Annotated in this window: 21 protein-coding genes and 6 pseudogenes; 13 read left to right on the forward strand and 14 right to left on the reverse strand. The window is 63.1% G+C overall.

Going from position 1 to position 20,799, the window contains the following annotated elements:
• Positions 1 to 3: 3 nt before the first annotated feature.
• The 4 genes from M3I54_RS32210 (at position 4) to M3I54_RS32225 (ending at position 4,785) form a co-directional block, all read left to right on the forward strand.
• The gene (locus M3I54_RS32210; RefSeq protein ID WP_254343154.1) at positions 4 to 810 is read left to right on the forward strand and encodes an enoyl-CoA hydratase/isomerase family protein; all 807 of its coding nucleotides are present in this window, start codon (positions 4 to 6) and stop codon (positions 808 to 810) included.
• Between the two features lie 45 nt (positions 811 to 855).
• Entirely contained in the window at positions 856 to 2,577 is a 1,722-nt protein-coding gene (locus M3I54_RS32215; RefSeq protein WP_254343155.1) for a GMC family oxidoreductase, read from the forward strand.
• A 67-nt stretch (positions 2,578 to 2,644) separates the two neighbouring features.
• Positions 2,645 to 4,021: an MFS transporter gene (locus M3I54_RS32220; RefSeq protein ID WP_254343156.1), complete on the forward strand. Its 1,377-nt coding sequence runs from the start codon at positions 2,645 to 2,647 to the stop codon at positions 4,019 to 4,021.
• 62 nt (positions 4,022 to 4,083) lie between these two features.
• Complete coding sequence (locus tag M3I54_RS32225; RefSeq protein WP_254343157.1) at positions 4,084 to 4,785, forward strand: sterol desaturase family protein; 702 nt, start codon at positions 4,084 to 4,086, stop codon at positions 4,783 to 4,785.
• Here the strand turns inward: M3I54_RS32225 and M3I54_RS32230 are convergent.
• The 3 genes and pseudogenes from M3I54_RS32230 to M3I54_RS32240 form a co-directional block, all read right to left on the reverse strand.
• Entirely contained in the window at positions 4,782 to 5,702 is a 921-nt protein-coding gene (locus M3I54_RS32230) for a LysR family transcriptional regulator (protein ID WP_254343158.1), read from the reverse strand. The two genes, M3I54_RS32225 and M3I54_RS32230, sit on opposite strands and share 4 nt — an antisense overlap.
• A 357-nt stretch (positions 5,703 to 6,059) precedes the next feature.
• Positions 6,060 to 6,224, reverse strand: a pseudogene (locus M3I54_RS32235) (SET domain-containing protein-lysine N-methyltransferase); the annotation flags it as partial.
• 12 nt (positions 6,225 to 6,236) lie between these two features.
• A pseudogene (locus M3I54_RS32240) lies at positions 6,237 to 6,383 on the reverse strand (IS6 family transposase); the annotation flags it as partial.
• On the opposite strand from M3I54_RS32240, the pseudogene M3I54_RS32245 reads away from it, so the two are divergent.
• From M3I54_RS32245 to M3I54_RS32255, 3 genes and pseudogenes are all read left to right on the forward strand, one after another.
• Positions 6,315 to 6,575: pseudogene (locus M3I54_RS32245) on the forward strand (transposase); the annotation flags it as partial. The pseudogenes M3I54_RS32240 and M3I54_RS32245 overlap by 69 nt on opposite strands.
• 160 nt (positions 6,576 to 6,735) lie before the next feature.
• The gene (locus M3I54_RS32250) at positions 6,736 to 7,614 is read left to right on the forward strand and encodes an FAD-binding oxidoreductase (protein ID WP_254343159.1); all 879 of its coding nucleotides are present in this window, start codon (positions 6,736 to 6,738) and stop codon (positions 7,612 to 7,614) included.
• A gap of 112 nt (positions 7,615 to 7,726) precedes the next feature.
• Positions 7,727 to 8,860, forward strand: a complete 1,134-nt coding sequence (locus tag M3I54_RS32255; RefSeq protein ID WP_254343160.1) for a HAMP domain-containing sensor histidine kinase — start codon at positions 7,727 to 7,729, stop codon at positions 8,858 to 8,860.
• A gap of 242 nt (positions 8,861 to 9,102) precedes the next feature.
• Here the strand turns inward: M3I54_RS32255 and M3I54_RS32260 are convergent.
• The 3 genes and pseudogenes from M3I54_RS32260 to M3I54_RS32270 form a co-directional block, all read right to left on the reverse strand.
• Positions 9,103 to 9,385, reverse strand: a pseudogene (locus tag M3I54_RS32260) (integrase); the annotation flags it as partial.
• Between the two features lie 57 nt (positions 9,386 to 9,442).
• The gene (locus tag M3I54_RS32265) at positions 9,443 to 10,972 is read right to left on the reverse strand and encodes a CYTH and CHAD domain-containing protein (RefSeq protein WP_254343161.1); all 1,530 of its coding nucleotides are present in this window, start codon (positions 10,970 to 10,972) and stop codon (positions 9,443 to 9,445) included.
• A gap of 631 nt (positions 10,973 to 11,603) precedes the next feature.
• Complete coding sequence (locus M3I54_RS32270; RefSeq protein WP_254343162.1) at positions 11,604 to 12,104, reverse strand: DUF421 domain-containing protein; 501 nt, start codon at positions 12,102 to 12,104, stop codon at positions 11,604 to 11,606.
• Between the two features lie 255 nt (positions 12,105 to 12,359).
• Between M3I54_RS32270 and M3I54_RS32275 the strand changes: the two genes are divergently transcribed.
• Positions 12,360 to 12,653: a hypothetical protein gene (locus tag M3I54_RS32275; RefSeq protein WP_254343163.1), complete on the forward strand. Its 294-nt coding sequence runs from the start codon at positions 12,360 to 12,362 to the stop codon at positions 12,651 to 12,653.
• A gap of 57 nt (positions 12,654 to 12,710) precedes the next feature.
• Here the strand turns inward: M3I54_RS32275 and M3I54_RS32280 are convergent, their stop codons facing one another.
• From M3I54_RS32280 to M3I54_RS32300, 5 genes and pseudogenes are all read right to left on the reverse strand, one after another.
• Entirely contained in the window at positions 12,711 to 12,914 is a 204-nt protein-coding gene (locus tag M3I54_RS32280) for a hypothetical protein (protein ID WP_254343164.1), read from the reverse strand.
• Position 12,915: 1 nt separating this feature from the next.
• A complete protein-coding gene (locus M3I54_RS45210) occupies positions 12,916 to 13,626 on the reverse strand; it encodes a cytochrome c (RefSeq protein WP_254343165.1) in 711 nt (236 codons plus the stop codon).
• Between the two features lie 11 nt (positions 13,627 to 13,637).
• A pseudogene (locus M3I54_RS32290) lies at positions 13,638 to 13,952 on the reverse strand (transposase); the annotation flags it as partial.
• Positions 13,940 to 14,206 (reverse strand): annotated as a pseudogene (locus M3I54_RS32295) (GMC family oxidoreductase); the annotation flags it as partial. The pseudogenes M3I54_RS32295 and M3I54_RS32290, both read right to left, overlap by 13 nt.
• A 162-nt stretch (positions 14,207 to 14,368) precedes the next feature.
• Positions 14,369 to 14,923 (reverse strand): type 1 glutamine amidotransferase domain-containing protein, encoded by a 555-nt coding sequence (locus M3I54_RS32300; protein WP_254343166.1) that lies wholly within the window; start codon positions 14,921 to 14,923, stop codon positions 14,369 to 14,371.
• 185 nt (positions 14,924 to 15,108) lie between these two features.
• On the opposite strand from M3I54_RS32300, the gene M3I54_RS32305 reads away from it, so the two are divergent.
• From M3I54_RS32305 to M3I54_RS32320, 4 genes are all read left to right on the forward strand, one after another.
• Positions 15,109 to 16,443 carry an NRAMP family divalent metal transporter gene (locus tag M3I54_RS32305; protein WP_254343167.1) on the forward strand — a complete coding sequence of 445 codons (1,335 nt, stop codon included), beginning with the start codon at positions 15,109 to 15,111 and terminating at the stop codon, positions 16,441 to 16,443.
• Positions 16,444 to 16,548: 105 nt separating this feature from the next.
• On the forward strand, positions 16,549 to 16,812 hold the full coding sequence (locus tag M3I54_RS32310; protein ID WP_254343168.1) for a CsbD family protein: 264 nt from the start codon (positions 16,549 to 16,551) through the stop codon (positions 16,810 to 16,812).
• Between the two features lie 53 nt (positions 16,813 to 16,865).
• A complete protein-coding gene (locus M3I54_RS32315; protein ID WP_254343169.1) occupies positions 16,866 to 17,240 on the forward strand; it encodes a phage holin family protein in 375 nt (124 codons plus the stop codon).
• Positions 17,237 to 17,548, forward strand: a complete 312-nt coding sequence (locus M3I54_RS32320; protein ID WP_254343170.1) for a hypothetical protein — start codon at positions 17,237 to 17,239, stop codon at positions 17,546 to 17,548. The genes M3I54_RS32315 and M3I54_RS32320 overlap by 4 nt, the downstream gene beginning before the upstream one ends.
• Positions 17,549 to 18,159: 611 nt before the next feature.
• Here the strand turns inward: M3I54_RS32320 and M3I54_RS32325 are convergent.
• The 3 genes from M3I54_RS32325 to M3I54_RS32335 form a co-directional block, all read right to left on the reverse strand.
• The gene (locus tag M3I54_RS32325; protein WP_254343171.1) at positions 18,160 to 18,741 is read right to left on the reverse strand and encodes a pyridoxamine 5'-phosphate oxidase family protein; all 582 of its coding nucleotides are present in this window, start codon (positions 18,739 to 18,741) and stop codon (positions 18,160 to 18,162) included.
• A 7-nt stretch (positions 18,742 to 18,748) separates the two neighbouring features.
• The gene (locus M3I54_RS32330; RefSeq protein WP_309249662.1) at positions 18,749 to 19,081 is read right to left on the reverse strand and encodes a uracil-DNA glycosylase family protein; all 333 of its coding nucleotides are present in this window, start codon (positions 19,079 to 19,081) and stop codon (positions 18,749 to 18,751) included.
• Positions 19,082 to 19,242: 161 nt separating this feature from the next.
• The gene (locus tag M3I54_RS32335; RefSeq protein ID WP_254343172.1) at positions 19,243 to 19,536 is read right to left on the reverse strand and encodes a hypothetical protein; all 294 of its coding nucleotides are present in this window, start codon (positions 19,534 to 19,536) and stop codon (positions 19,243 to 19,245) included.
• A 966-nt stretch (positions 19,537 to 20,502) separates the two neighbouring features.
• Here M3I54_RS32335 and M3I54_RS32340 point away from each other — a divergent pair.
• Positions 20,503 to 20,799 (forward strand): hypothetical protein (locus M3I54_RS32340; RefSeq protein WP_254343173.1); only part of this gene is annotated, 297 nt, incomplete at its 3' end.

Below are 20,799 nucleotides of genomic sequence, written 5' to 3' on the forward strand. Positions count from 1 at the left end.
ACAATGAGTGATCTCAACCATCGCGGCCAGACGCTGCTGCAAGACCTCGACGGCTTCTCGGTCGAAATCGACGCGCAGCGCGAGCGCGCGGACATCATCCTGCATCGGCCGCCGTTCAACGTCATTTCGATGCACGCACGCGAGCAGTTGCGCGCCGTGTTCGAAGCCCTCGACGAGGACGACCGCGTGCGCGTGATCGTCGTGCGCGCGAAGGGCGAGCATTTTTCGAGCGGCGGCGACATCAAGGGCTTTCTGGAAGCCTCGCCGGAGCACGTATCGAAGCTCGCCTGGAACATCGCGGCGCCCGCGCGGTGCTCCAAACCGGTGATCGCGGCCAATCGCGGCTTCTGCTTCGGCGTGGGCTTCGAGTTGTCGCTGGCGTGCGATTTCCGCATCGTCACCGATACGACCTTCTATGCGCTGCCGGAGCAGAAGCTCGGCCAGATTCCCGGTTCGGGCGGCTCGGCGCGTTTGCAGTCGATGGTCGGCATCGGCCGCACGAAGGACATCGTGATGCGCTCGCGCCGCATTCCGGGCAAGCAGGCGTACGAGTGGGGCATCGCCGTCGAATGCGTCGCGGACGCCGAACTCGAATCGGCGACGGATGCGCTCGTCGACGAGCTGCGCGCGTTCTCGCCGCTCGCGCAGCGCACCGCGAAGAAGCTCTTGAACGATTCGGAAGACGCACCGTTGTCGATCGCGATCGAACTTGAAGGGCATTGCTATAGCCGTCTGCGCGCGTCGGACGATTTCCGCGAAGGCGTCGAAGCGTTTCATGGCAAGCGCAAGCCGGTGTTTCGCGGCAGCTGATACCGGACACGCCGCGCGGCGGACGAGACAAGAGGAGACAACGCGATGGATCGCTTCGACTACGTGATCGTAGGCGGCGGCTCGGCGGGATGCGTGCTTGCGCATCGGCTGTCGGCGGAGCCGTCGGTGCGCGTCGCGCTGATCGAGGCGGGCGCCGATACGCCGCCGGGCGCGGTGCCCGCGGCGATACTCGACAGCTATCCGATGCCCGTCTTCTGCGGCGACACGTACATCTGGCCCGATCTGCAAGCGAAAGCCACGCAGGACGCCGCGCCGCGCGTCTACGAGCAGGGTCGCGTGATGGGCGGCGGGTCGAGCATCAACGTGCAGTCGGCCAATCGCGGCCTGCCGCGCGACTACGACGAATGGGCCGCGAACGGCGCCGAAGGCTGGTCGTGGCGCGAGGTGCTGCCGTACTTTCGCAAGCTCGAACGCGACGTGGACTTTCCCGGCGGCGAGTTGCACGGCGGCGACGGTCCCGTGCCGATCCGCCGCATCTTGCCGAAGGACTGGCCGGCGTTCTGTCATGCATTCGCGAAGGGTTTGCGCGCGAACGGCTTCGCGGAACTTCAGGACCAGAACGGCGAATTCGGCGACGGCTTCTTTCCGGGCGCGTTCTCGAACCTCGACGACAAGCGCGTGTCGACGGCCATCGCCTATCTCGACGAAGCCACGCGCAAGCGCCCGAATCTCAACATCTATTCGAATCTGCGCGTCGAGCGCATCGTGATGGAAGGCGCGACGGCGCGCGGTGTCGTCGCGATTGCGGCGAACGGCGAGCGCGTGCGTTTCGATGCGGGTGAAGTGGTGCTGAGCGCGGGCGCGTTGCAGTCGCCCGCGATGCTGATGCGCGCCGGTCTCGGCGATGCGCGCCAACTCGTGGCGATGGGCATCCCGTGTACGGTGGATTTGCCGGGCGTCGGACGCAATCTGCAGGATCATCCGTCGCTCACGTTCTGTCATTTTCTCGAGCCGCGCTTTCGGATGCCGCTCGCGCGACGCCGCGCGAGCATGATGGCCGCGCGCATGAGTTCGGGCGTCGCGGGCTGCGACGAGTCGGATCTGTATTTGTCGAGCGCGACGCGCGCCGCGTGGCATGCGCTCGGCAACCGGCTCGGCCTCTTTTTCCTGTGGTGCAACCGGCCGTATTCGCGTGGCCGCGTGCAACTGGCGTCGCCCGATGCGGCCGTTGCGCCGCGCGTCGATCTGAATCTGCTCGACGACGAACGCGATCTGCAACGGCTCGCCGCTGGCGTGCGGATGCTGGCGCGCATTGTCGATGCATCGGGTCTGGGACGCGATGCGCGCGACTTCTTTCCCGCGGCTTTCTCGCCGCGCGTGAAGGCGCTGAGCAAGGTCGGCGAAGGCAATGCGCTGCTGACTTCGATGCTCGGCGTGCTGCTCGACACACCGGCGCCGCTGCGGCGTCTGCTGATCGAACGCTTCTTCACGCGCGGCCTGAAGATGACTTCGCTGATCCACGACGAGCGCGCGCTCACCGATTTCATCCGCGCGAACGTGTTCGGCGTGTGGCATGCGAGCGGCACCTGCCGCATGGGTGGCGCGCAGGACCGCGACGCCGTCACCGACACGGCAGGCCGCGTCCGAGGCACACGAGGGCTGCGCGTTGTGGATGCATCGCTGATGCCGCGACTGCCATCGGCGAATACGAACATACCGACCATCATGATCGCCGAGAAAATCGCCGATGCGATGGTTGCCCAGCGACGGGCGAGCGTGGCATCGCCGCTCGCCGCGGCCCACTGACGATTTTTCAACCTCGACAAGAGCGCGCATCCAACAAAGCGTGCCTGTGACACACAAGGAGATACAAATGTCTGTAGCAGCGCAAGACGGGGCCACCGTGCTTCCGGTTAATCAGCGGCAGATCATGGGCGCGGTGCTGGCGTCGTGCATGGGCTGGGCGCTCGATCTGTTCGACCTGTTCGTGTTGTTGTACGTCGCGCCGATCGTCGGGCGTCTGTTCTTCCCGTCCGAGCACGCGATGCTTTCGCTCGCTGCGGTCTACGCGTCGTTTGCGGTGACGCTGTTGATGCGGCCGCTCGGCTCCGCGCTCTTCGGGTCTTACGCGGACCGTCACGGCCGCAAGGGCGCGATGATCGTCGCGGTCGTCGGCGTCGGCGTGTCGACGGCGGCCTTCGGCGTGCTGCCGACGGTCGCGCAGGCGGGCGTCGTCGCGCCGGTGTTGTTCTTGCTGCTGCGTCTCGTGCAGGGCGTGTTCGTCGGCGGCGTGGTCGCATCCACGCATACCATTGGCACCGAATCCGTCGCGCCGAAGTATCGCGGCGCGGTGTCGGGGCTGATCGGCGGCGGCGGCGCGGGACTCGGCGCGCTGCTCGCTTCAGTAACGTTCCTCGCGATGTCGGCGCTTTTCCCCGGCGATGCCTTTGACATATGGGGCTGGCGCTGCATGTTCTTCACCGGCATCATCAGCTCGGTGCTTGGTCTCTTCGTGTTCAACAGCCTTGAAGAGTCGCCTCTGTGGAAGAAGCTCGCCGCCGAAAAGGCTGCGAGGGCCACCGCGCAGGTCAAGAGCGCGACCGTCGAAGTGGCGCGCTCGCCGATCCGCACGCTTTTCTCGCGTGAATATCGCAGCGTGCTGTTCGTCAATCTGCTGCTGACTATCGGCGGCGGCAGCGGCTACTACCTGACATCGGGCTACCTGCCGACGTTCCTCAAAGTCGTGAGTCATGCGCCGAACGGTGCCGCCGCCGCGATCCTGATGATCTGCAGCGTGGCCGTGGTGATCGCTTCGGTCGCGGCAGGGCACGTGAGTACGTTCATCGGACGCAAGGGCGCGTTTATCTTGATCGGCATCATCCGGCTCATCGCGTTGCCCGCGCTATTTTTGCTGCTGCCTACCGCTAACAGCATCATGATGGTCGGCGTCTATGCAGTCCTTCTCAGCGCGCTCGGCAGCGCCGGCTATGCGCCGATCCTGATCTTCCTGAACGAACGCTTCCCGACTTCGATCCGCGCGACCGGCACGGGCCTTTCGTGGAATATCGGCTTCGCGATCGGCGGAGTGATGCCGACGGCCGTGTCGCTGGCGGCGAAGGACGCGAGCCAGTTGCCGATGACGCTAGCCATCTTCGTCGGCGCGATCAGCGTGATCTTTCTCGTGGGCGCATTCGTCGTGCCCGAGACGCTCGGCAAGCTCGAAGGCGGTTCCGCGCGCAGTCCCTCCTGAGTCATTGGGCATAACGGCGGACGCCAACGGGCGCACGCCTTTCACAACAGCCGGAGACATCGATGAAATACGAAGAAGACGTTCGTGCGCGTTCCTACAAGTTCCGTGACGAGTATGTCAATGCCACGCCATGGTGGTATCGCGGCGAAATGCACCTCGGCTTCACATTGCTCTTCACCGGCGGCGTGATCGTGTATTGCCTGATGCAGCTTCATGCACCGACGCTCGCCGAATGGCTGGCGGTCATTCCGCTCTTTCTGTTCGGCAACTGGGCGGAATGGGCGGCGCACCGCTACGTGCTGCATCGTCCGACGAAGTATTTCAGCATGATCTACAAGCGCCATTGCGCCGTCCATCACCGGTTCTTCACACATGTGACGCTTGAATACAAGGGTCACCGTCACTGGCGCGCGCTGCTGTTTCCGCCTTTTGCGCCGGTTGCGTTCGTGCTGGCGGCCGTGCCGTTCGCGCTCGTGATTGGGTTCGTATTCTCCCGCAACGCAGGCTACATCGCGCTGCTCACGATGGCGGCGTACTTTCTGATGTACGAGGGCCTGCATACGCTCTCACACGTCACCGACAGCCCGTTCCTCGACCGCGTTCCGCTCGTCAACACAGTTCGGCGCCTGCACGCCACACACCACGATCCCGAAGTGATGGCGACACAGAACTTCAACCTCACGTTCCCGATCTGCGACACGCTGTTCGGCACGCGCAGCGACGTTCCGAGTAGTGCGCGCGAACCGTTGGAACGCGGCCGCTAAGGCGCTTGTTTCCCCAAAACACCCGTCGTCACGCGCTTTATCTCATCAGTGATAATCGTGATGAGCGCCTGGGCGGCCGGCCCGATCGGCCGCTTCGGATGCGTGACCTGAATGATGTGGCGCACGATCGGCGGCGACGCGATCGTGCGTGCGCGCAAGCGCCCTTCGTCCACTTTCGCCTGCACGACGACGCGCGGCAGGATTGTCGCGACACTGCTCTGCTCAACGAACTGCACGATGGTGCTGAGCAGATCGATTTCGAACTTCGGCTTGATGACGACGTCAGCCGCCATCAGCGCGGCATCGAGCGCGCCTCGCAGGCCGTTGCGGCGCGTGGGCAGCACGAATTCGATGCTCAACTGCTGCGTGAGATCGATCTCGTCGGGCAGCTTTGGGCCTTGCGCCACGCTCGTCACCAGCACCATTTCTTCGACGAGCAAAGGCTCTACGTGGAGCGTCAGCCGTCCGCGCGGCTTATTGATGATGGCGGCATCGAGCCGGCCAGATTCGACAGCGTCGATCAGTTGCGCGCTGAAGCCATCGGCGACGGAGACTTCGACTTGCGGGAAAAGCGCATCGAATCTGGCGAGCGATTCGGGCAATACGCTCTGCGCCTCCGACGACACCATGCCCAGCGACACGCGGCCCGTCACGATGACATCGCGACGACTCAGGTGCTCGCGTGCGTGATCGATGTCGCGCATGATCGGCGTGTAAAGGCGGTACATCAACCGTGCGGCTTCGGTCGGCGCCATGCCGTGCGGCCCACGCTCGAAGAGCTTCTGCCGAATTTCCGTTTCGAGCTTGGCGATCTGCATGCTGAGCGCCGGTTGCGCGATGTTGAGCCGCCTGGCGGCGCGCGTGACGGTGCCTTCTTCGAAAAGCGCGATGAAGTACTGGATCTGCTTCAGTTCCATGGGACAGGGGTATACGGGACGGGGCCGACGAAGATAGTACCGCGCGCCGTCTTTCATGAGGTGGGCGTCGTATCGCTAACCTACGGTATCGAGTCATTGTTTGCAGCCGGGCGTCCATCAAGGCCACCCGAGGCGATCGCGTAAGGCATACCACGGGGGAGACAGCGTGGCGTTGTGGGCTACCGTTTCTTGCGCACGGAGCCCGGTTCGCAGCCCCAGAGCGGTAGTCCCGCCGTGTCCTCGGCCGTCAGCCTTGCGCCGACCTCCCGGTGTTTTCAGCGCGCAAAAAATTTGTTTCGACTCTTAATAGAGTCCACCCCCGAATTCGGCACATCGTTGGATATATTCGTCTATTGATTGGCTGCCATCAATGACCCGTCCGTCTGAAAGACCGAAGACGAAAGTGTGTCCGGCATTCGTCCGCTGAGGCCCGGCCGCGCGCCGCCAGCTGGTGATTTCGTCCTTGTATTCAATGAGGGGTTCTGTCGCAATAAGAACTGGGCGGCGACAGAATTCCGATATGCGTAGGGCTGCTTATGCAACCAGCGAGTTGAATCGCTGGACCGGAGATTGCGCCTTGCCGCCGTCTTTCATCTGGCCTTTTCGGATCATGTGCATGAGCTCGACGCCGCCAAGAATGATGCACGCACAACGAAAATCCTTGAATCCGAGCATGGATCGGCCGACGAATTCTATGTATGGCTGCTCACGCAACGGCGGCGCGTGCCGGACGGATCCGGGATCGCCTCAGCCCTTGACTACAACCTCAAACGTTGGGAAGCGCTTACGCGCTATCTGGATGACGGGCACGTGTCAGCGGACAATATTTGGGTCGCGAATCCAATACGTCCATGGGCCCAGGGGAGGTCGAACTGAACCGCCCCGGGTTTTCCTGGTCTCGCTGGTCGATATCCAGAATACGCTGCTCGAATGCACGGGCTGCGATGCGGCGCTGATCGACGGTCCGGGCGAGTCGCTGGTTGAACTTGCATGCGCGGAGGACGTACCCGAGCGGAAGTCGAAGAACTGATCTATGCGGCCCACCTCGAAGCGCGCCTGCTCGCGCGTCACGAAGAACACGACAGGTGTCGATCTCAAGCAGCTTTTCATCGGCTCCGAAGGCTCGCTGGGCGTGATTACGCGCGTCGTGCTCAAGCTCGAGCCGAAGCCTTCAGCGGCGAATACGGTGCTATGCGCGGTCGCATCGTTCGATGACGCGACGCGGCTTCTCAAGTACCTGCGCGCGCACCTCGCAAGTCTCTCTTCGTTTGAGCTGGTGTGGCAGGGCTTCATGAGCGCGGCGATGGATATCGCCCATTTGAAGCATCCATTCGGCAACGCGTATCCCGTGTATGTGCTGATCGAAACGCTGGGCGAATCCGATGACGACGACAGGCGAGCGCTCGAACAGTCGCTCGAACGGATGCTCGAAGAGGGCGTCGTGCAGGACGTGATCATTGCGCAAACCATCGAGCACGCAAAGCAGTTGTGGGCATACCGTGAGACGGTCGGCGAATTGCTGTCGAAGCTGAAGCCGCACGCCGCGTTCGATATCGGCATACCAATGGACAGGATGGAGCAATTCGTCGAGGACGCGCGAGCGTCCTTGAGCGAACGCTTCCCCCAGCAAACCCGTCTGTTCTTCGGCCATCTCGGCGATGGGAATCTGCACCTTCTTTCCGGTCCGTACGCGGACGCTTCCGACCTGCTTGAAGTCGAAGAACTGATCTATGCGGCCGTGAGTGAAGCGCAGGGTTGCATTTCCGCCGAGCATGGTATCGGGGTGATCAAGGAGCCGTTTCTGCACTACAGCCGCTCAGAGCCCGAAATGGAGCTGATGAAGAAACTCAAAGGGCTGTTGGACCCCTTCGGGGACGTCGCCGCTCGGCCACAAGCGGCTGGTCGGCGATGATGCCGGAAGCCGCCGCTCGACACAGCGTAAACCCGACCGAGTCGTATCACGAATTCACGTGTAGGACAAATCCGGCAAAAATGCCCCGTTGACCTCTTCTCCAGGAGCAGGCATGCGACTCGCTGATTTCATCTTGGGAAATATGGAGTCAATTGTGGCTCAATGGGAGGCGTTTGCAGCCACCCTGCTTCCCGCTGCAGCCGGCATGGAATCGCTAGCTTTACGCGACGACGCGCAGCAGATTCTCGAAGCTGTGGCCAAGGACTTGCGGAATTCGCAAACCAGGGAAGCACAACACGAAAAATCGCTGGGGCGAGCCGCGAGACCGGCCGACGCCTCCGAAACAGCCGCGGAAATGCATGCCATTCTGCGCGCGCGAGGCGGCTTCAACATCAGGCAACTGGCCGCCGAGTACCGCGCCCTGCGCGCGAGCGTGCTTCGATTGTGGATGGACGACTGCCAGCCCGACGCGCCTCATCTGGATGACGTCATCCGCTTCGATGAGGCCATCGATCAGGCGCTCGCCGAATCGGTTGACCATTTCAGCGAGCAAGTCGATCAGGCACGCAGTCTGTTGCTTGGGATGCTCGGGCACGACATGCGCAGCCCGCTTCAGACGATTCAGGTGACAGCCTCCTATCTGGCCGCCCTGAACGCGGGGGAGCGCGTTTCGGACGCCGCAGGCCGCCTGATACGAAGCGGCGCTCGCATGCAGTCGCTTCTTGATGATCTATGCGATTTCAATCGGATCAGGCTGGGCCTCGGTATTAATGTCACGCCCACCAACGTTGATCTGGCGGATGTGTTCACGGATGAGTTAGACCGGTTGCGAGCAGTTCATCCGGACAGGCAGATCGAGATGGAGTTGCAGGGCAATCCTCAGGGCGTCTGGGATGGCCCGCGTCTGCAGCAGTTGCTTGGCAATCTGGTTCTCAATGCGCTCAGGTATGGCGCGCCGAACGCGGCAGTGCGCGTGGCGGTGACTGGCGACGAAGCGGAGGTGCGTTTAGAGGTCAGGAACAGCGGACCCGCCATCGAGGGGTCGTTACTGGATCACATCTTTGATCCCCTCCAGCGCGGTCCGGATCATGAGAATGGACGAGACGGCAACGGAAGTCTCGGACTTGGTTTGTATATCGTCAGCGAAATCGCCAAGGCCCATCACGGTACGATCGAAGCGCGGTCCGACCAGACAGAAACTGCATTCACGGTACGTCTGCCGCGCAGCACGGAACGTAGCAAGTGATGTCCGCGCCGCGACGGGCATGTAACGAGGTCTATGGATGTCCGCTTTCCCTGAACACCAACGGCCGTTTCGGGGTCGCTTGCCGCCCTTTGCCTCGAAAATGGTGCGGCCCCTTGCGACCTGTACAGAGGATTTGAAGGAGCGAGGTCCGGAGTAATAGACGCAGAACGGGCGCCCAACATGTGGCAGCGGACCGTTACGGGCGAGCTGGTCATGAGCGGTCGCATATGGTCCCCAGGCACTCACTTCATCCTGGCAAACGCTTCAGCGATCTGCCATGCACGTTCGACGTCGTCGCTGCACAGATGGTTCGAGATGGTCGAGACAGATGCGTGTCGCAGGTTGTCGCCGACGGTGGTGAGTTCCGCAACTGCGGCCGCGCGCGTGTGTGGCATGCATGTGGCGTATGCAGTGCGGGCTCGCGCGGCGCAGCTTTTCTGCAAGAGGTGCATGATCGGCCTCGATGGCCTGGGCGGCCAGCAGGAACGTGCGCCGCAGCACGCGCCACAAGCGCACGCTGCTGGTCGTGGCGGAGCTGCCGCGTACGCATCGTCGTCTTCGCATTCGATCCGTAAGAGGTGCTCAGTGCGGCGCGGAAAGCCGTCTGAAACGCTTCCATAGCTTCGTCATTGTCCGATGATCGGCCGCGACGCGCGAAGCGAGGTAGCCTCGAGCGAAGGCGGCGCCTCGAGCCGCTTCCGGGAACGTGTTCGGCAACGTCTGAAGGAACCGCTCAGCGACGACGGCGTCATTGCGCCATCCGAGGTCATCCTGAAGCGCCGTCAGCGCATCAACGTAGCGCTGCACAGCGCGTTTCGGGCATAAGGACGCAAAGAACTCCGTAGCATATCGAACCTTCTTCGCCGCGATGCGCGCACGATGTCGACGATGATCGTCGAGATCGGCAAGCCGGTTGCCGCGCTTGATCAACTTGCGGTGCCGTTTGCGCAGGACTTCTGCAGCGAACTGCGAAACGGGTTTTTCGATCTCCGCGAGCGCTTCGTCGGTTATGGTGTCGCGCCACTTTTTTGTGTCCAGCCATAACGTCAGCTCCAGAGCCATTCGCGTGTAGCGTACCGATTCGATTGCGGCCGCGGCACGCTGCCGGTTTTCACTGGCGAGCTGGCCGCATGCCTGCCGCACAGGCTTCAATTCGCTGGCGTTGGCGTCCGCTCCGGCCCGGTCCAGCGTGGGTCCTGACAGCACTTCCCAATCGCGCGCGGCGCCCAGCTCCGATGCGACCCAACGCAGTTCGTCGTCGAGACCCGCGTAGGCCGGGATCACCTTCCCGAACAGTCCGAGCGCCGAGCGCAATCTCCGGACCCCCACCCGCATCTGGTGTACACACGCTGGATCGTGAGCCGATACGACGCCGCGCTCGTTGGCGTGCACCTGGTCGAGGCAGTTATGCGCGATCGTACGGAACGCTTCCTCGACAGAATCGTTCTTCCCGAGCTGCACATGCCGGGCCTTTATGCATTCGGCGTGCTCCGCGACAAGTAACCCATAACCCACATCGGCCTTGCTGCGACGGTCGATGCGAAGCGGCGCCGTCTGCAGGAGTTCGAGCGCAAGGGCATAGAGTCCCTGCGGCTTGCCACGCTTGAGTTCGAGTTCGACGGCTGCAATGGGTGCGGAACCCGTGGGAGCGTCAATGGTTCCCTCGTCCAGCGCCACTTCGATTTCGTTCTCCGCCGACGTACGCAGCGCGATAGTTGACCGGTTGATCCGTGTGACGAAGATCGGCGCGAGGTTGGCCGCAACGGCTTCATCTCGAACGAGTTGGCCGCAATCCGTATCGGCGGATAGCGCATCGTGCAACAGCGTCAGGTCGGGCGTGGCCCGGTCGATGGGTGTCTCGAACTCGTCCCTGTCGAACATTCCGGCCTGAGCCGAGCCACCCAGCTTCAGTGTCTGGATTCGCACCTGACCGACGCCACGCACTCGAAGCGACGCTCCGCACTGGTGAAAGGCCAGTTCCGGAGTATCGAAGTAGGTACTGGATAGCAACTTCGCCGGACTGGCGCTGCGCTTGCCGTGTGCGAGCAATGGCGCCCGGCGCAGTTTGGCGAGATCCCTGGAGGTAATTCTCAGTTTGAGTTCCCGTTCCATCACGTCTCCCTTTCCAGGCTGTGCTCTTGACGGCACATTAGCAGCAAGTCTCAGTCCGGCTCCGTGCTCAAACGGGTACTGCGTGGACGCGCATTACGCCAGGCGCAACGCATCGGGGGCCTCCGCTGCCCGCTGGGCCGTTCGGTTGCTCTTTGAGAAAGGAGGTAACCGAAGGGGCGCCCCAGAAGGAGCGTCCAGCTCGTATCGTCTGTGTCGAGGCAACCCAGAACAGCGCAGCATTTTGCGTTCCGTGGGCAAAGCTCATCGCTGGCTACCCGTTTCGACCGCCGGACGCGCATTTCAACAGTCAAGAGTTCAAACCGCTGCGTTTCAGCTGGAGGCATTTGAACCGTTAGGAATTCAAACCGCTACGTTTCAGCTTCAGGCGTCGATGCCTCGATAGAAGGGTAAAGGGGCCTTTACCGCAAGGACGGCGCCAAACGCCACATCATTCGAGGCCGGCCGTGACCCGCGCCATCGCGGTACCTGGTAAGCGCGCTGGCGCTGGCAAGCAGGAATCCGGTGTTGCCGTATTCCTCACGGGCAGCAAGCCCTCGAATCGCTCTCGGACGCGTCGGCTGCGGGTGCCGCGAGAACCCGGGCGTGGCGCGCTAGCGGCGGTGTTTTGGGGCTACGGGCTCGCAGAACGCTTGCGAATCAGGCTGATTTCTCCGTTACGCTCGAGGATGGCTGCCTCGACGTCTTCTAGTTGTGTCGCATGGAGTTCCTGTCGGACCGTCTCCAGTACATCCGCGCGCGTGATGAGGGCAGCGGACATCTGGGCGCGATTGAACGTGCCGTCGCGGTAGACCTCCCTCTCGACACCGACCACCAGCGTTTCCAGCCATCGGTATCGCACGCACAGCCATGCGAGCGCCCGATGCATGAGCACGAGGACCAGCGACGCCACAAACGTTGCAACAGCTGGCGAGGCGCCGACAATGAAGCGGCTGAGTGTCGCGCCGAGCAGAATCGCGACCACGTAATCAAAAGGCGAACGCTGGCCAAACGAGCGTCTGCCCGATATGCGGATGAGTGCAAGTGTGCAAACGAACGCAAGAGCTGCGCGCAATGCCATCTGCAGCGAATCGAGTTCCTTTCCGGCGCCGAACAGCGCCACGAGAACGTCCATGATTTCCTCCCTGCTTACTCTTCGAATGGCTCCCTTGCTTTGCGCGGTCGGCGTCGGCCTTTAGAAGCGGCGTGATCGCGAAGATGCGCCCGCCCCGGACTTTTGCAGGTTGCCAGCAAGATCGCAATACGCATGCCGCATGGAGAAGGCGCCGCACGAGCGCATGGCATGCGATGTGCGCTTAGGAGAGCTGCGCGAGGCCGGTTCCAGACCAGCCGCCCGCATGTCTTTCAACACGATGATGAGGAGCCAGTCATGAAAGCACGTCAGTACGTTGTTCCCGCACTCGTTAGCGTCACGCTTGCCGCGTCTTCGGGCTTCGCGCTAGCGCAAGGGTCGGGCGGAGGGGCCGGGGGTGGCAGCAACGGCACCGGCAACGCCGGGGCGACCGGCACACAGCCTCCGGACGCTGGGCAGAATTCCTCTGACATGGGCACGACGCCCAAGCCTGCGCATCACACCCAGAAGAAGATGCATGCGAAAAAGCCAATGAACGATGCGACCACTACCCCAGGGGCCGACGCGAGCAGCGATACCAAGGGACACTAAGCGGTGCGCGCCGTACGAAGCGGCGGACAGCGTTGCGTGCCGTCCGCCGCGACCTGCTCAGCGATGAATCGCGTCGCGCAGTCGCGTAACTTTGGCTGGCGCGATGGGCGGAGCGTTGTTGCCCCACGCGCCGCGCACGAAGCTCGCCACATGGGCGATCTCGCTGTCCGTGAACTGCGTGCGGAACGCGGGCATCTTGCGCGGCGTGCCGCCGTTGCTGGTTTGCGGACTCTGGCTGCCTTCGACGATGAGGCGCAGCACGCTAGTCGCGTCGGACGAGAGCGCAAGCGAACTGCCCGCAAGCGGCGGCGTTGTCGGGTTTGCCAGCGCCGTCAGCGCCGTGGCATTTCGCGCAGTACGAAAGATACAGGCCTGCGCCGGGCCGCTCGGGCGTGCCGCCGCGCAGGGCCGCCATGGTCGAGGCGCGCGCGGCGGCGGTATCGGCATACTGGCCGCTCGCTTCGCGCACGGGCAGCGACTTCAGATACGTGGCGATGGCGTGCAGATCGTCGTCGCCCAGGTATTGCGTGCTCGCCCCCACCACGGGCGCCATGGCGCCGAACGCATAGGCGCGATCGTTGTGGCCGTCGGGCAGGAACGCGGCGATGTCGTCGGCGCTCCAGCGGCCAAGACCGCTGCCGGGGTCGCCCGTGAGATTCGGCGCGTACCAGTGGTCGGTCACGCCGCCCGTGAGATAGAGCGGGCTGTTTTGCGTGTAGCCCATTTCGTTGTAGGCGGGCCCGCGCGGCGTGTGGCACGCGCCGCAGTGGCCGAGTCCCTGCACGAGCCATGCACCGCGATTCCACTGCGCGGAGTGTGCGGGGTCGGGCTCGAAGCGGCCATGTTGTGCGAACGCGAGACGCCAGAACATCATCACCCAGCGCTGGTTGAAGGGAAACGGCAGATGCGTTTGCGGCGCGGCGTTCGGCACCGGCTTCACGCCATACATGAAGTACTGGTAGAGCGCGTTCACGTCGCTTGCCTCTAGTGTCCCGAGTTAGAAATTCGTAGACAAAATCGCTTGACGCTGGCGAGGATGTCGTCGGCCGATTTGGTCCAGTTGAAAGGTCTCGGATCAGTGTTGTTGATCTGGATGTATTGGCGAATCGCCTGTTCGAGTTGCCGGGTGGAGCGATGAGTGCCGCGGCGGATGTATGTCTCGCGTAGCGTGGCAAACCATCGTTCGACCTGGTTAATCCACGAAGCAGACGTGGGAGTGAAATGCGCATGGAAACGCGGATGGCGAGCCAGCCAGGTATTGATCGAAGAGGTCTTGTGCGTGCCGTAGTTATCCATCCGTAGCCGCCGTAAAAGTCCTTGCCTTCGTCCGGATAGTTCCAGTGTTCGGTGAGCGCCAGCGAAGGCGGCCCCTTGTACCCGCGGATTTCGTCGTCGAGCAAGCCCCATGCGGCCTGGTTCGCCTGCACCATGAGATTCTTGCCGACGAGCCCGGAGCGGTTCGCGAGGCCTTCGGGAAAGCGCCCGTTAGCGGAGAGCAGCAGCAGGCGCGGCGTTTCAATGGCATAGCCCGCCCCGACCACGTTGCGCGCGCGGGTGCAGGCGCGTACTTCGCCTCGCGTAGATCGCGCGTGGACCAGATCGCGAGCGCGGGGCCTGCCGCGATGCTGGCGATGCCGGCGGCAACGCGGGTGGTTTGTGTCATCGTCGACCCTCCGTGTGCTGTTGGCGCGACGCGCTCAGCGTCACCTTCGGCCTCATGCAGTTCCCGCCGCGGCCGCAAGCGTGGAGATCAGTTCCGCGTCGAAGGCGGGCAGGTCGTCGGGCTTGCGGCTTGTAATGAAATTGCCGTCGTGCACCATGGCTTCGTCGACCCATCGGCCGCCCGCGTTGCGGATATCGTCCTGCAGCGACGGCCAGCTCGTCATTGTGTGTCCCTTGACGATGCCAGCCGACACCGGCAGCCAGCCGCCATGGCAGATCACCGCGATGGGCTTGTGTGCGTCGTTGGCCGCGCGTACGAACGCCTGCGCTTCGGGGATCAGGCGGATGGCGTCGCTGTTCACCACGCCGCCCGGGAGCACGACCGCGTCGTAGTCGTCGGCCTTTGCGCCGCCAAAGGTACGGTCGACCTTGATCTTGCTTCCCTTGTCGACGTGACGAAAGCCCTGAATCTCGCCGCCTTTCTGTGAGATCACGTCAACCTGTGCGCCGGCCTCCTTTAGCGCGCGGCGCGGTTCGGTAAGTTCGACTTCTTCGAATCCATCCATTGCAAGAATTGCGACCTTGCAGTTGTCGAGAATGTTAGCCATTGCGATCTGCTCCTGGTTTCGATGCCATAGAAATGCCGTCGATGAAAAAATCGGCATGCGTGCACTCCGACACAGCAAACAGGATGCCGCGTCATGCCCGCAGCGCATGCGCGCAGAGCGGACGCAGGAATGCCGCCTGCGGCGGCAGGCGAGTGCGTCTCCCAACGAGCCATTTACCTCTTGTCATGAAAGCTGGCGAGGCCTCGCGGCCGCAACGCTTGCTCGCGAACCGAACCCATCGACGCAGCCCAGGCGAACTCCCGGCGCACGCATGGGCCGCGGACATCGGTCCGGGCTTGGGCACGATAGCGACGGACAACGACCCCGGCGGGATCCTGACGTACTCGCTGGCCGGCGCCCAGTACGGCTTCGATCTGCTGTGGGTCTGTGTGCTTTCCTGGCCGTCGATGGTGGCGCTCCAGCTGGTGGCCGCGCGCGTGGCGGTCGTCACGGGCAAAGGCCTGACGGAAAACATGCGCGAACACTATTCGCGCTGGTTGTTTCTGCTCGCGGTTGTCCGTTTTCTCGGCGCCAATACCGTCAACATGGCCGCTGACATGCTGGCGATGGGCGAGGCCGCGCAACTGATATTCCGGGGATCGGTCCCGCTCTTCACGATCGTTTTTGCCTGCGTGTCGCTCGCGCTCCAGTGGTGGCTGCCTTACGCACGGTATGCGCGCTACCTCAAATGGCTTGCCCTTGCGCTGTTCTGCTATGCAGGCGTCATGCTGGTGGCGGATGTGCCATGGCGCACCGTGGCCTGGCGAGCGGTCGTGCCGCACGTCGCCTGGTCGGAAGCTTATCTTGCGATGCTGCTCGCGGTGCTCGGCACCACAGTCAGCCCGTATCTGCTGTTCTCGCAGGCCGAGCAGGAAGTCGAAGAGCGCTCGCGCGACGGCGCTCGAGGCAGCGCCCGCGCACCGCCGGAAGACATGCGGCGCCAGTTAAAGACAATCCGTCGCGACACGCTGGTGCGCACCTTGATGTCCAACTTATGCGGGGCGCTCATCCTCTGCGCCGCGGCTGCGACATTGCATGCGACCCATCCATCGTTCGTGCCGCTCGGCACGGCCCGCGAGGCCGCGCAGGCGATCGCGCCGGTCGCGGGCGGCTATGCGCAGCCGCTGCTCGGCCTCGCGCTCCTTGGCACCGCGCTGCTCGCGCTGCCGCCGCTGGCCGGCTCGGCTGCGCACGCCGCGGCCAGTTCGTTCGGCTGGCCGCAGGGCGAGCAAAGGGACCGCCGGATCGCCGGCATTCTGGTGCTGCTCATGGCGGCCAGCGCCATCATCGCTTTGCTGTTTTGCGCATTCGGCGTCGATCCGCTCAGGGCCTGTTACTGGAGTGCGCTGACCAACGGGATGACCGTTTCCCCGGTGTTGATCCTGCTCGTACTCCTGAGCGCTCGCCGTGCGGCGGTGGGTGAGATGAAGGCTCACTGGTTCACGCGCACATTGTGCTGGCTCGCAACCGTCATGACCTGCGCCGCGCTGGCCGTTCATTTCGTACTGAAGGTCTTTTAGCTGCGGTCAGCGCCTCGTGGCACGTCCGTTGCGCATGGGCTCTTGCCGGATATCCGATTCGCGCGGGTTTTGCGCGTTGCGCAGGCAAACTGACTGGAGAGAGACATGAACACCGAAACAACGAAGGCCGCAGGCACGATCCGCGAACTCGCAGGCGACGCGCAGGAGGCGGTCGGAGACATGCTCGATGACGCCAGCATGCGGCTGTCGGGCAAGGCAAAGGCGCTATGCGGCAAGTCACAACAGCTTGCGACCGACGCGGCGGTCTTGACGCGCGAGGCGATTGCGGACAACCCCCTGGCGACACTAGGCCTCGCCGTGGGCATCGGCTTCGCGCTCGGAGCGTTATGGGCCGCGAGCCGACACTAGGCGCAGCCAGACTCGACGGCTGTTGCGAGCACGCCGCATGTGCGAGGTGGGCCATGACAATTCACGCGAAGCTCGACCGCTGGCACAACGTGTTGCGGTTCCTCGCTGCCCGTACGACGGACTATGGGGAACTGCTCTCGCTCGAATTGTCCGACGCCCGCACCTACGTTACGCGAGAACTCCTCGCACTCGTGGCCCTCGCTGTCAGCGGGCTATTCACGCTCTCATTCTTCTGCGTCGCGCTGATCGCATCCGCCTGGAATACGCGCTATTTCCTCACCGTCGTATGGAGCATAGCGGGGATCTGGTTGATTGCTTCGATCACGGCATTGCTGGTCTCCCGGGCGCAACGGCCGGTACGTTCATTCGCAATACTAAAAGACGAACTGCAAGCGGATCTTGAAACACTCAAGGAGGCGCTCAAATGAGCCACCGCGCCCGGCTGAGACGCCACGCATCTGAAGCGGTCCTGCTCAGCCACATGGAACTGGCGCGCGCGCAGCTGCTCGCGGCCAATGTTGGCTCGCGGTTGGTCGAGCGCGCATCCGCCCGCACGAATTCGCTTAGCGTGGCGAACGTTGGCCGGGCGTTGATCGCCGCGCCAAACGTCACCCTGCTCGGATCCCTCTTGCTCGGCACACTGCTGATCGGCCCGAGACGCGTCGTGCCGGTCGTGCTGCGCACCGGATTGACTGGCTGGATTGCACGCAACGTCCGGATCCTTTTCGCTCGTTGACGTGTCGCCGTGAACGAGGTCGAACTCGCGCACCCGTTCTGCGCATGAATGACGCGCCAGGAACAAACAATGTGGGACTGCGAGCCCACCTGAACGAAGATCCGCGAGGCGGCCGCTCAATGCGCGCTGTCGCGTAACGCGCATTACTTCGAGCAATTGCACCGGCGCCCGCAGTGACACGCCGCTACCTTGCCCGTATCCGCGAAGTGAGGCTGGAATTTGCGTAACGTGCCCGGCATGTGCCGTGCAGAATGCGTGTGCTGCCGCCTGAGACGCCGACCGCCGCGCACTACATCCGTAGTGCAGCGGTTAGCTCATTCCATTCCGGCGGCGGCGGTGGGGGTGGAACGGGCATGAGCGCGTCCAGCTCGGGCGGTGCTACCGTAACGGACTCCCACGCGCAGGGCGGCAACACAATGGGCAATTCGGATGCCTCTACCAAGACGATGCGGCACGGGAAGGCGTCACATCCCAACGCTGCCTCAACGCAATGAGCGTGTCGCGATGCCGGTGCCATCGGACCGGCCAGTTACTCCAGACTGAGCCGGCGAAGTTGGCAGCTAGCGTGTGCCATCGCTCGGAATGCGTCCAAAACGGCATCGTGTGCACGATCAGGGTGCGATCCAGCTGTGGACCCAGATGTCGCCCTGACGTACATACAACGCGCGTTGATGACAATCCGCTCTCGAGAGGTCTAGCCATTCCAGGCGCGCAGGGCGCAGCTCAACGACGCCGAAATGCTTGAGACCTTCGCCCGGACCAGGAACGTGCGCTTCGTCGAGCTCATCACCCACGTCGTTCATGGGAGTTCCTGGCGCAAGGCGCGTCCGGTAGGCGACGAGGTCATGGTCGGGACTGGACCTCCACGCATCGAGTCGCACTTGCCCGTCGCGAATGATGCGGGTTTCGCCCGACACGCGCACCTGCAGGTTGTGAACGGTGTCGACGCCGACGAGCGCGATGCGTGGCTCCCGGCTAAGCTCGGCAATCTTCTGCGAGCGCAGATCGGTATGGAAAGTGAGCAGGTTCTTCGTTTCACTGGCACTTCGAAGCAGCACTGTGCGCACGTTCGGGGCACCATCAAGGCTGATTGTCGCCGCCTGCATGACCTTGAAAGGGTGATTGTCTGCGCGCACCGCGGCAGCGAGGCAATCCCAGACGCGGGCATAGACCTGTTCGAGGTTCCTTGACACGGCACCCTCAGCACTCGCCCGCGAGCGCATGCGCACGGCGCAACGCCGCAACCATCTGGGCGCGCGCCTGTTCGCGCGGGCCGGCATTCAGCGAGCGCAGCACGTCCGACGGGTGCCAGGTTGCGACGACCATCAGACCGCTGACATGCGCCGCCTGTTTCTGTTCCATGTATTCCTTCAATCGCGCCTTTGGTTCGTGCAGCAACGCACGCAATGTGGTCGCGCCGAGCGCGACGACAACTTTCGGCCGCACCTGCGCGAGTTCGCCTTCCAGCCAGTAGGCGCATGCGTCGACTTCGCGCTGCGCCGGAGTCTTGTGCAGACGGCGGTGAGCGTCCAGGGGAGGACTCCCGGCATGTCACTCATCCCCGACAAACCCCGACTGAACCGCCCGACATTGGGTGCTGACGAACCTGGGACACGCGACGCGATGAAGCGGGCCGCACGCGCCGGAAGCGTCCCTAAGCGCTACCCGGGTGGCTAGGGGACCAGGCGAAAGGCTCATGCCTTGGGTGGATGTGTGCGTTCCGCCGCGGGAAAGAACGCGTTCCACGCCGCCCGTACGCCTTGCGCGGCGGCGGCCTGCGCGTCCATGTGCTCGCTGTCCGGCGAGATCCCCGGATCCGCGTTCAGGCCACGCCAGTGCGTGAATACGAGCACGGGCTGCTCAGTCCAACGCCCGTCGACGAACCGGCAGAACGCCGTGTCACCGCTCGTGAGCTTAACTTCGTACCAGCCTTCTCGGGCCGGCGGAAATTGGTCCAATGGGAACCACCCGGTGGTATCGATTTCCATTTGCGCCCCCATATTAAACCGTCTCACAAGCGAAGCAGCACGTGGCGTACCCGTTACAGGCACGCGCCGTGCTGCGGCTCGACGAAGCTTGCAACCCAAGCGGGGGCCAAAACCGAGCGGACGAGTCGGACACACGAGGTTCGCTCTCCTGGAGATAGTACCCAATTTTATAGCATAGCGGATTGCGTGATTAGGAATGCAGACATTTTCTGCCTGCACAATTGTGATCAGCGTAACTCCCAAAACAGGCACTTTCGTAGGTTTGGATAGCACTATCTGCTAACTCGCCCTGGCCAAAGTGTGTTTCTTGCGGCACAGGGGCAGTTTGCAACCTTCCTTGCCCAGGACGTGGCGCCAGGCGCCAGGCGACAGGCGACAGGCGACAGGCGACAGTATCGAACGTTGGCAGGCGGAGGACTCAGTCAGGTGATTTTTGATGCGCCGTAGTTTTATCCACTGATCGCATTTTGGTTTTGCTTCGTATTCCTATATATTTATATCGGTGCGGTGCCAGTTACGAGGCTTCGGGCATATCACCCTGTACCGCCACCGCATGCAAACCACCGTGCGGCACAACCTCATGGAACGCGCCGGTCATGGATGGCGTGTCACCTTGCTGGTCACATGGCGCCAGACACCTGGCATCAGTTAGGCGCAGCTCGTCGTGTCTGTCAAAATAGCGGTATCCGTTCGCCAGCTACTGCGCACCCCAATACGCCTTCGCGGGCCGCATGTTGCCGCCAACGTCCGATCAACAGTGTCGAAAACGGCAACCGGAATCCAACATCCTGGCGATCGCAGGGAAAACGTTACAGCAGGCTGGATGGCAGTTCCGGCTCGAGATCGCTGACCCGGGCGACGAGCTTTGAGTCGCGGTGCCGACGCGGCAAACGGGCGGCCATCCCTGGCCTCGAGCCGGTTTGCAAGCCGGGGCCTCGGACCTTATAACCCGGGCGGAGGGGAGCCGTGGTCGCAGTCCGGTACGACGATCTTTCCATGGCCTTTGACTTCGTGAGCTGCGCGGCGCCAGCGGAGCATAACGCGTATGTCTCGCTCGATACGGGCAAGATCTGGTGGACTTCCGATTCCAGTGACGCGTTCGACGAGGAGATCCCTGACGACCTTGAGACTTCCGATCGCTACCTCGCGATACCGCACAGGAACGAGCTTGATCTCGGAAGCCGTCTCGCCTTGCGCTTTGTCGCACAGACGTTGCCTGCATGTTACGACCAGGTCGAAGGATTTTTCCGGAGGCGAGGGGCT

It is taken from the genome of Paraburkholderia sp. CNPSo 3274, from assembly GCF_024206475.1.
In the GTDB taxonomy this organism is placed as follows: domain Bacteria; phylum Pseudomonadota; class Gammaproteobacteria; order Burkholderiales; family Burkholderiaceae; genus Paraburkholderia.

Excerpts from the sequence above, each read along its gene's own strand:
- M3I54_RS32210 (WP_254343154.1), top strand. The coding sequence starts at position 4 with ATGAGTGATCTCAACCATCGCGGCCAGACGCTGCTGCAAGACCTCGAC.
- M3I54_RS32215 (WP_254343155.1), top strand. The coding sequence starts at position 856 with ATGGATCGCTTCGACTACGTGATCGTAGGCGGCGGCTCGGCGGGATGC.
- M3I54_RS32220 (WP_254343156.1), top strand. The coding sequence starts at position 2,645 with ATGTCTGTAGCAGCGCAAGACGGGGCCACCGTGCTTCCGGTTAATCAG.
- M3I54_RS32225 (WP_254343157.1), top strand. The coding sequence starts at position 4,084 with ATGAAATACGAAGAAGACGTTCGTGCGCGTTCCTACAAGTTCCGTGAC.
- M3I54_RS32230 (WP_254343158.1), bottom strand. The coding sequence starts at position 5,702 with ATGGAACTGAAGCAGATCCAGTACTTCATCGCGCTTTTCGAAGAAGGC.
- M3I54_RS32250 (WP_254343159.1), top strand. The coding sequence starts at position 6,736 with ATGCGGCCCACCTCGAAGCGCGCCTGCTCGCGCGTCACGAAGAACACG.
- M3I54_RS32255 (WP_254343160.1), top strand. The coding sequence starts at position 7,727 with ATGCGACTCGCTGATTTCATCTTGGGAAATATGGAGTCAATTGTGGCT.
- M3I54_RS32265 (WP_254343161.1), bottom strand. The coding sequence starts at position 10,972 with ATGGAACGGGAACTCAAACTGAGAATTACCTCCAGGGATCTCGCCAAA.
- M3I54_RS32270 (WP_254343162.1), bottom strand. The coding sequence starts at position 12,104 with ATGGACGTTCTCGTGGCGCTGTTCGGCGCCGGAAAGGAACTCGATTCG.
- M3I54_RS32275 (WP_254343163.1), top strand. The coding sequence starts at position 12,360 with ATGAAAGCACGTCAGTACGTTGTTCCCGCACTCGTTAGCGTCACGCTT.
- M3I54_RS32300 (WP_254343166.1), bottom strand. The coding sequence starts at position 14,923 with ATGGCTAACATTCTCGACAACTGCAAGGTCGCAATTCTTGCAATGGAT.
- M3I54_RS32305 (WP_254343167.1), top strand. The coding sequence starts at position 15,109 with ATGAAAGCTGGCGAGGCCTCGCGGCCGCAACGCTTGCTCGCGAACCGA.
- M3I54_RS32310 (WP_254343168.1), top strand. The coding sequence starts at position 16,549 with ATGAACACCGAAACAACGAAGGCCGCAGGCACGATCCGCGAACTCGCA.
- M3I54_RS32315 (WP_254343169.1), top strand. The coding sequence starts at position 16,866 with ATGACAATTCACGCGAAGCTCGACCGCTGGCACAACGTGTTGCGGTTC.
- M3I54_RS32320 (WP_254343170.1), top strand. The coding sequence starts at position 17,237 with ATGAGCCACCGCGCCCGGCTGAGACGCCACGCATCTGAAGCGGTCCTG.
- M3I54_RS32335 (WP_254343172.1), bottom strand. The coding sequence starts at position 19,536 with ATGGAAATCGATACCACCGGGTGGTTCCCATTGGACCAATTTCCGCCG.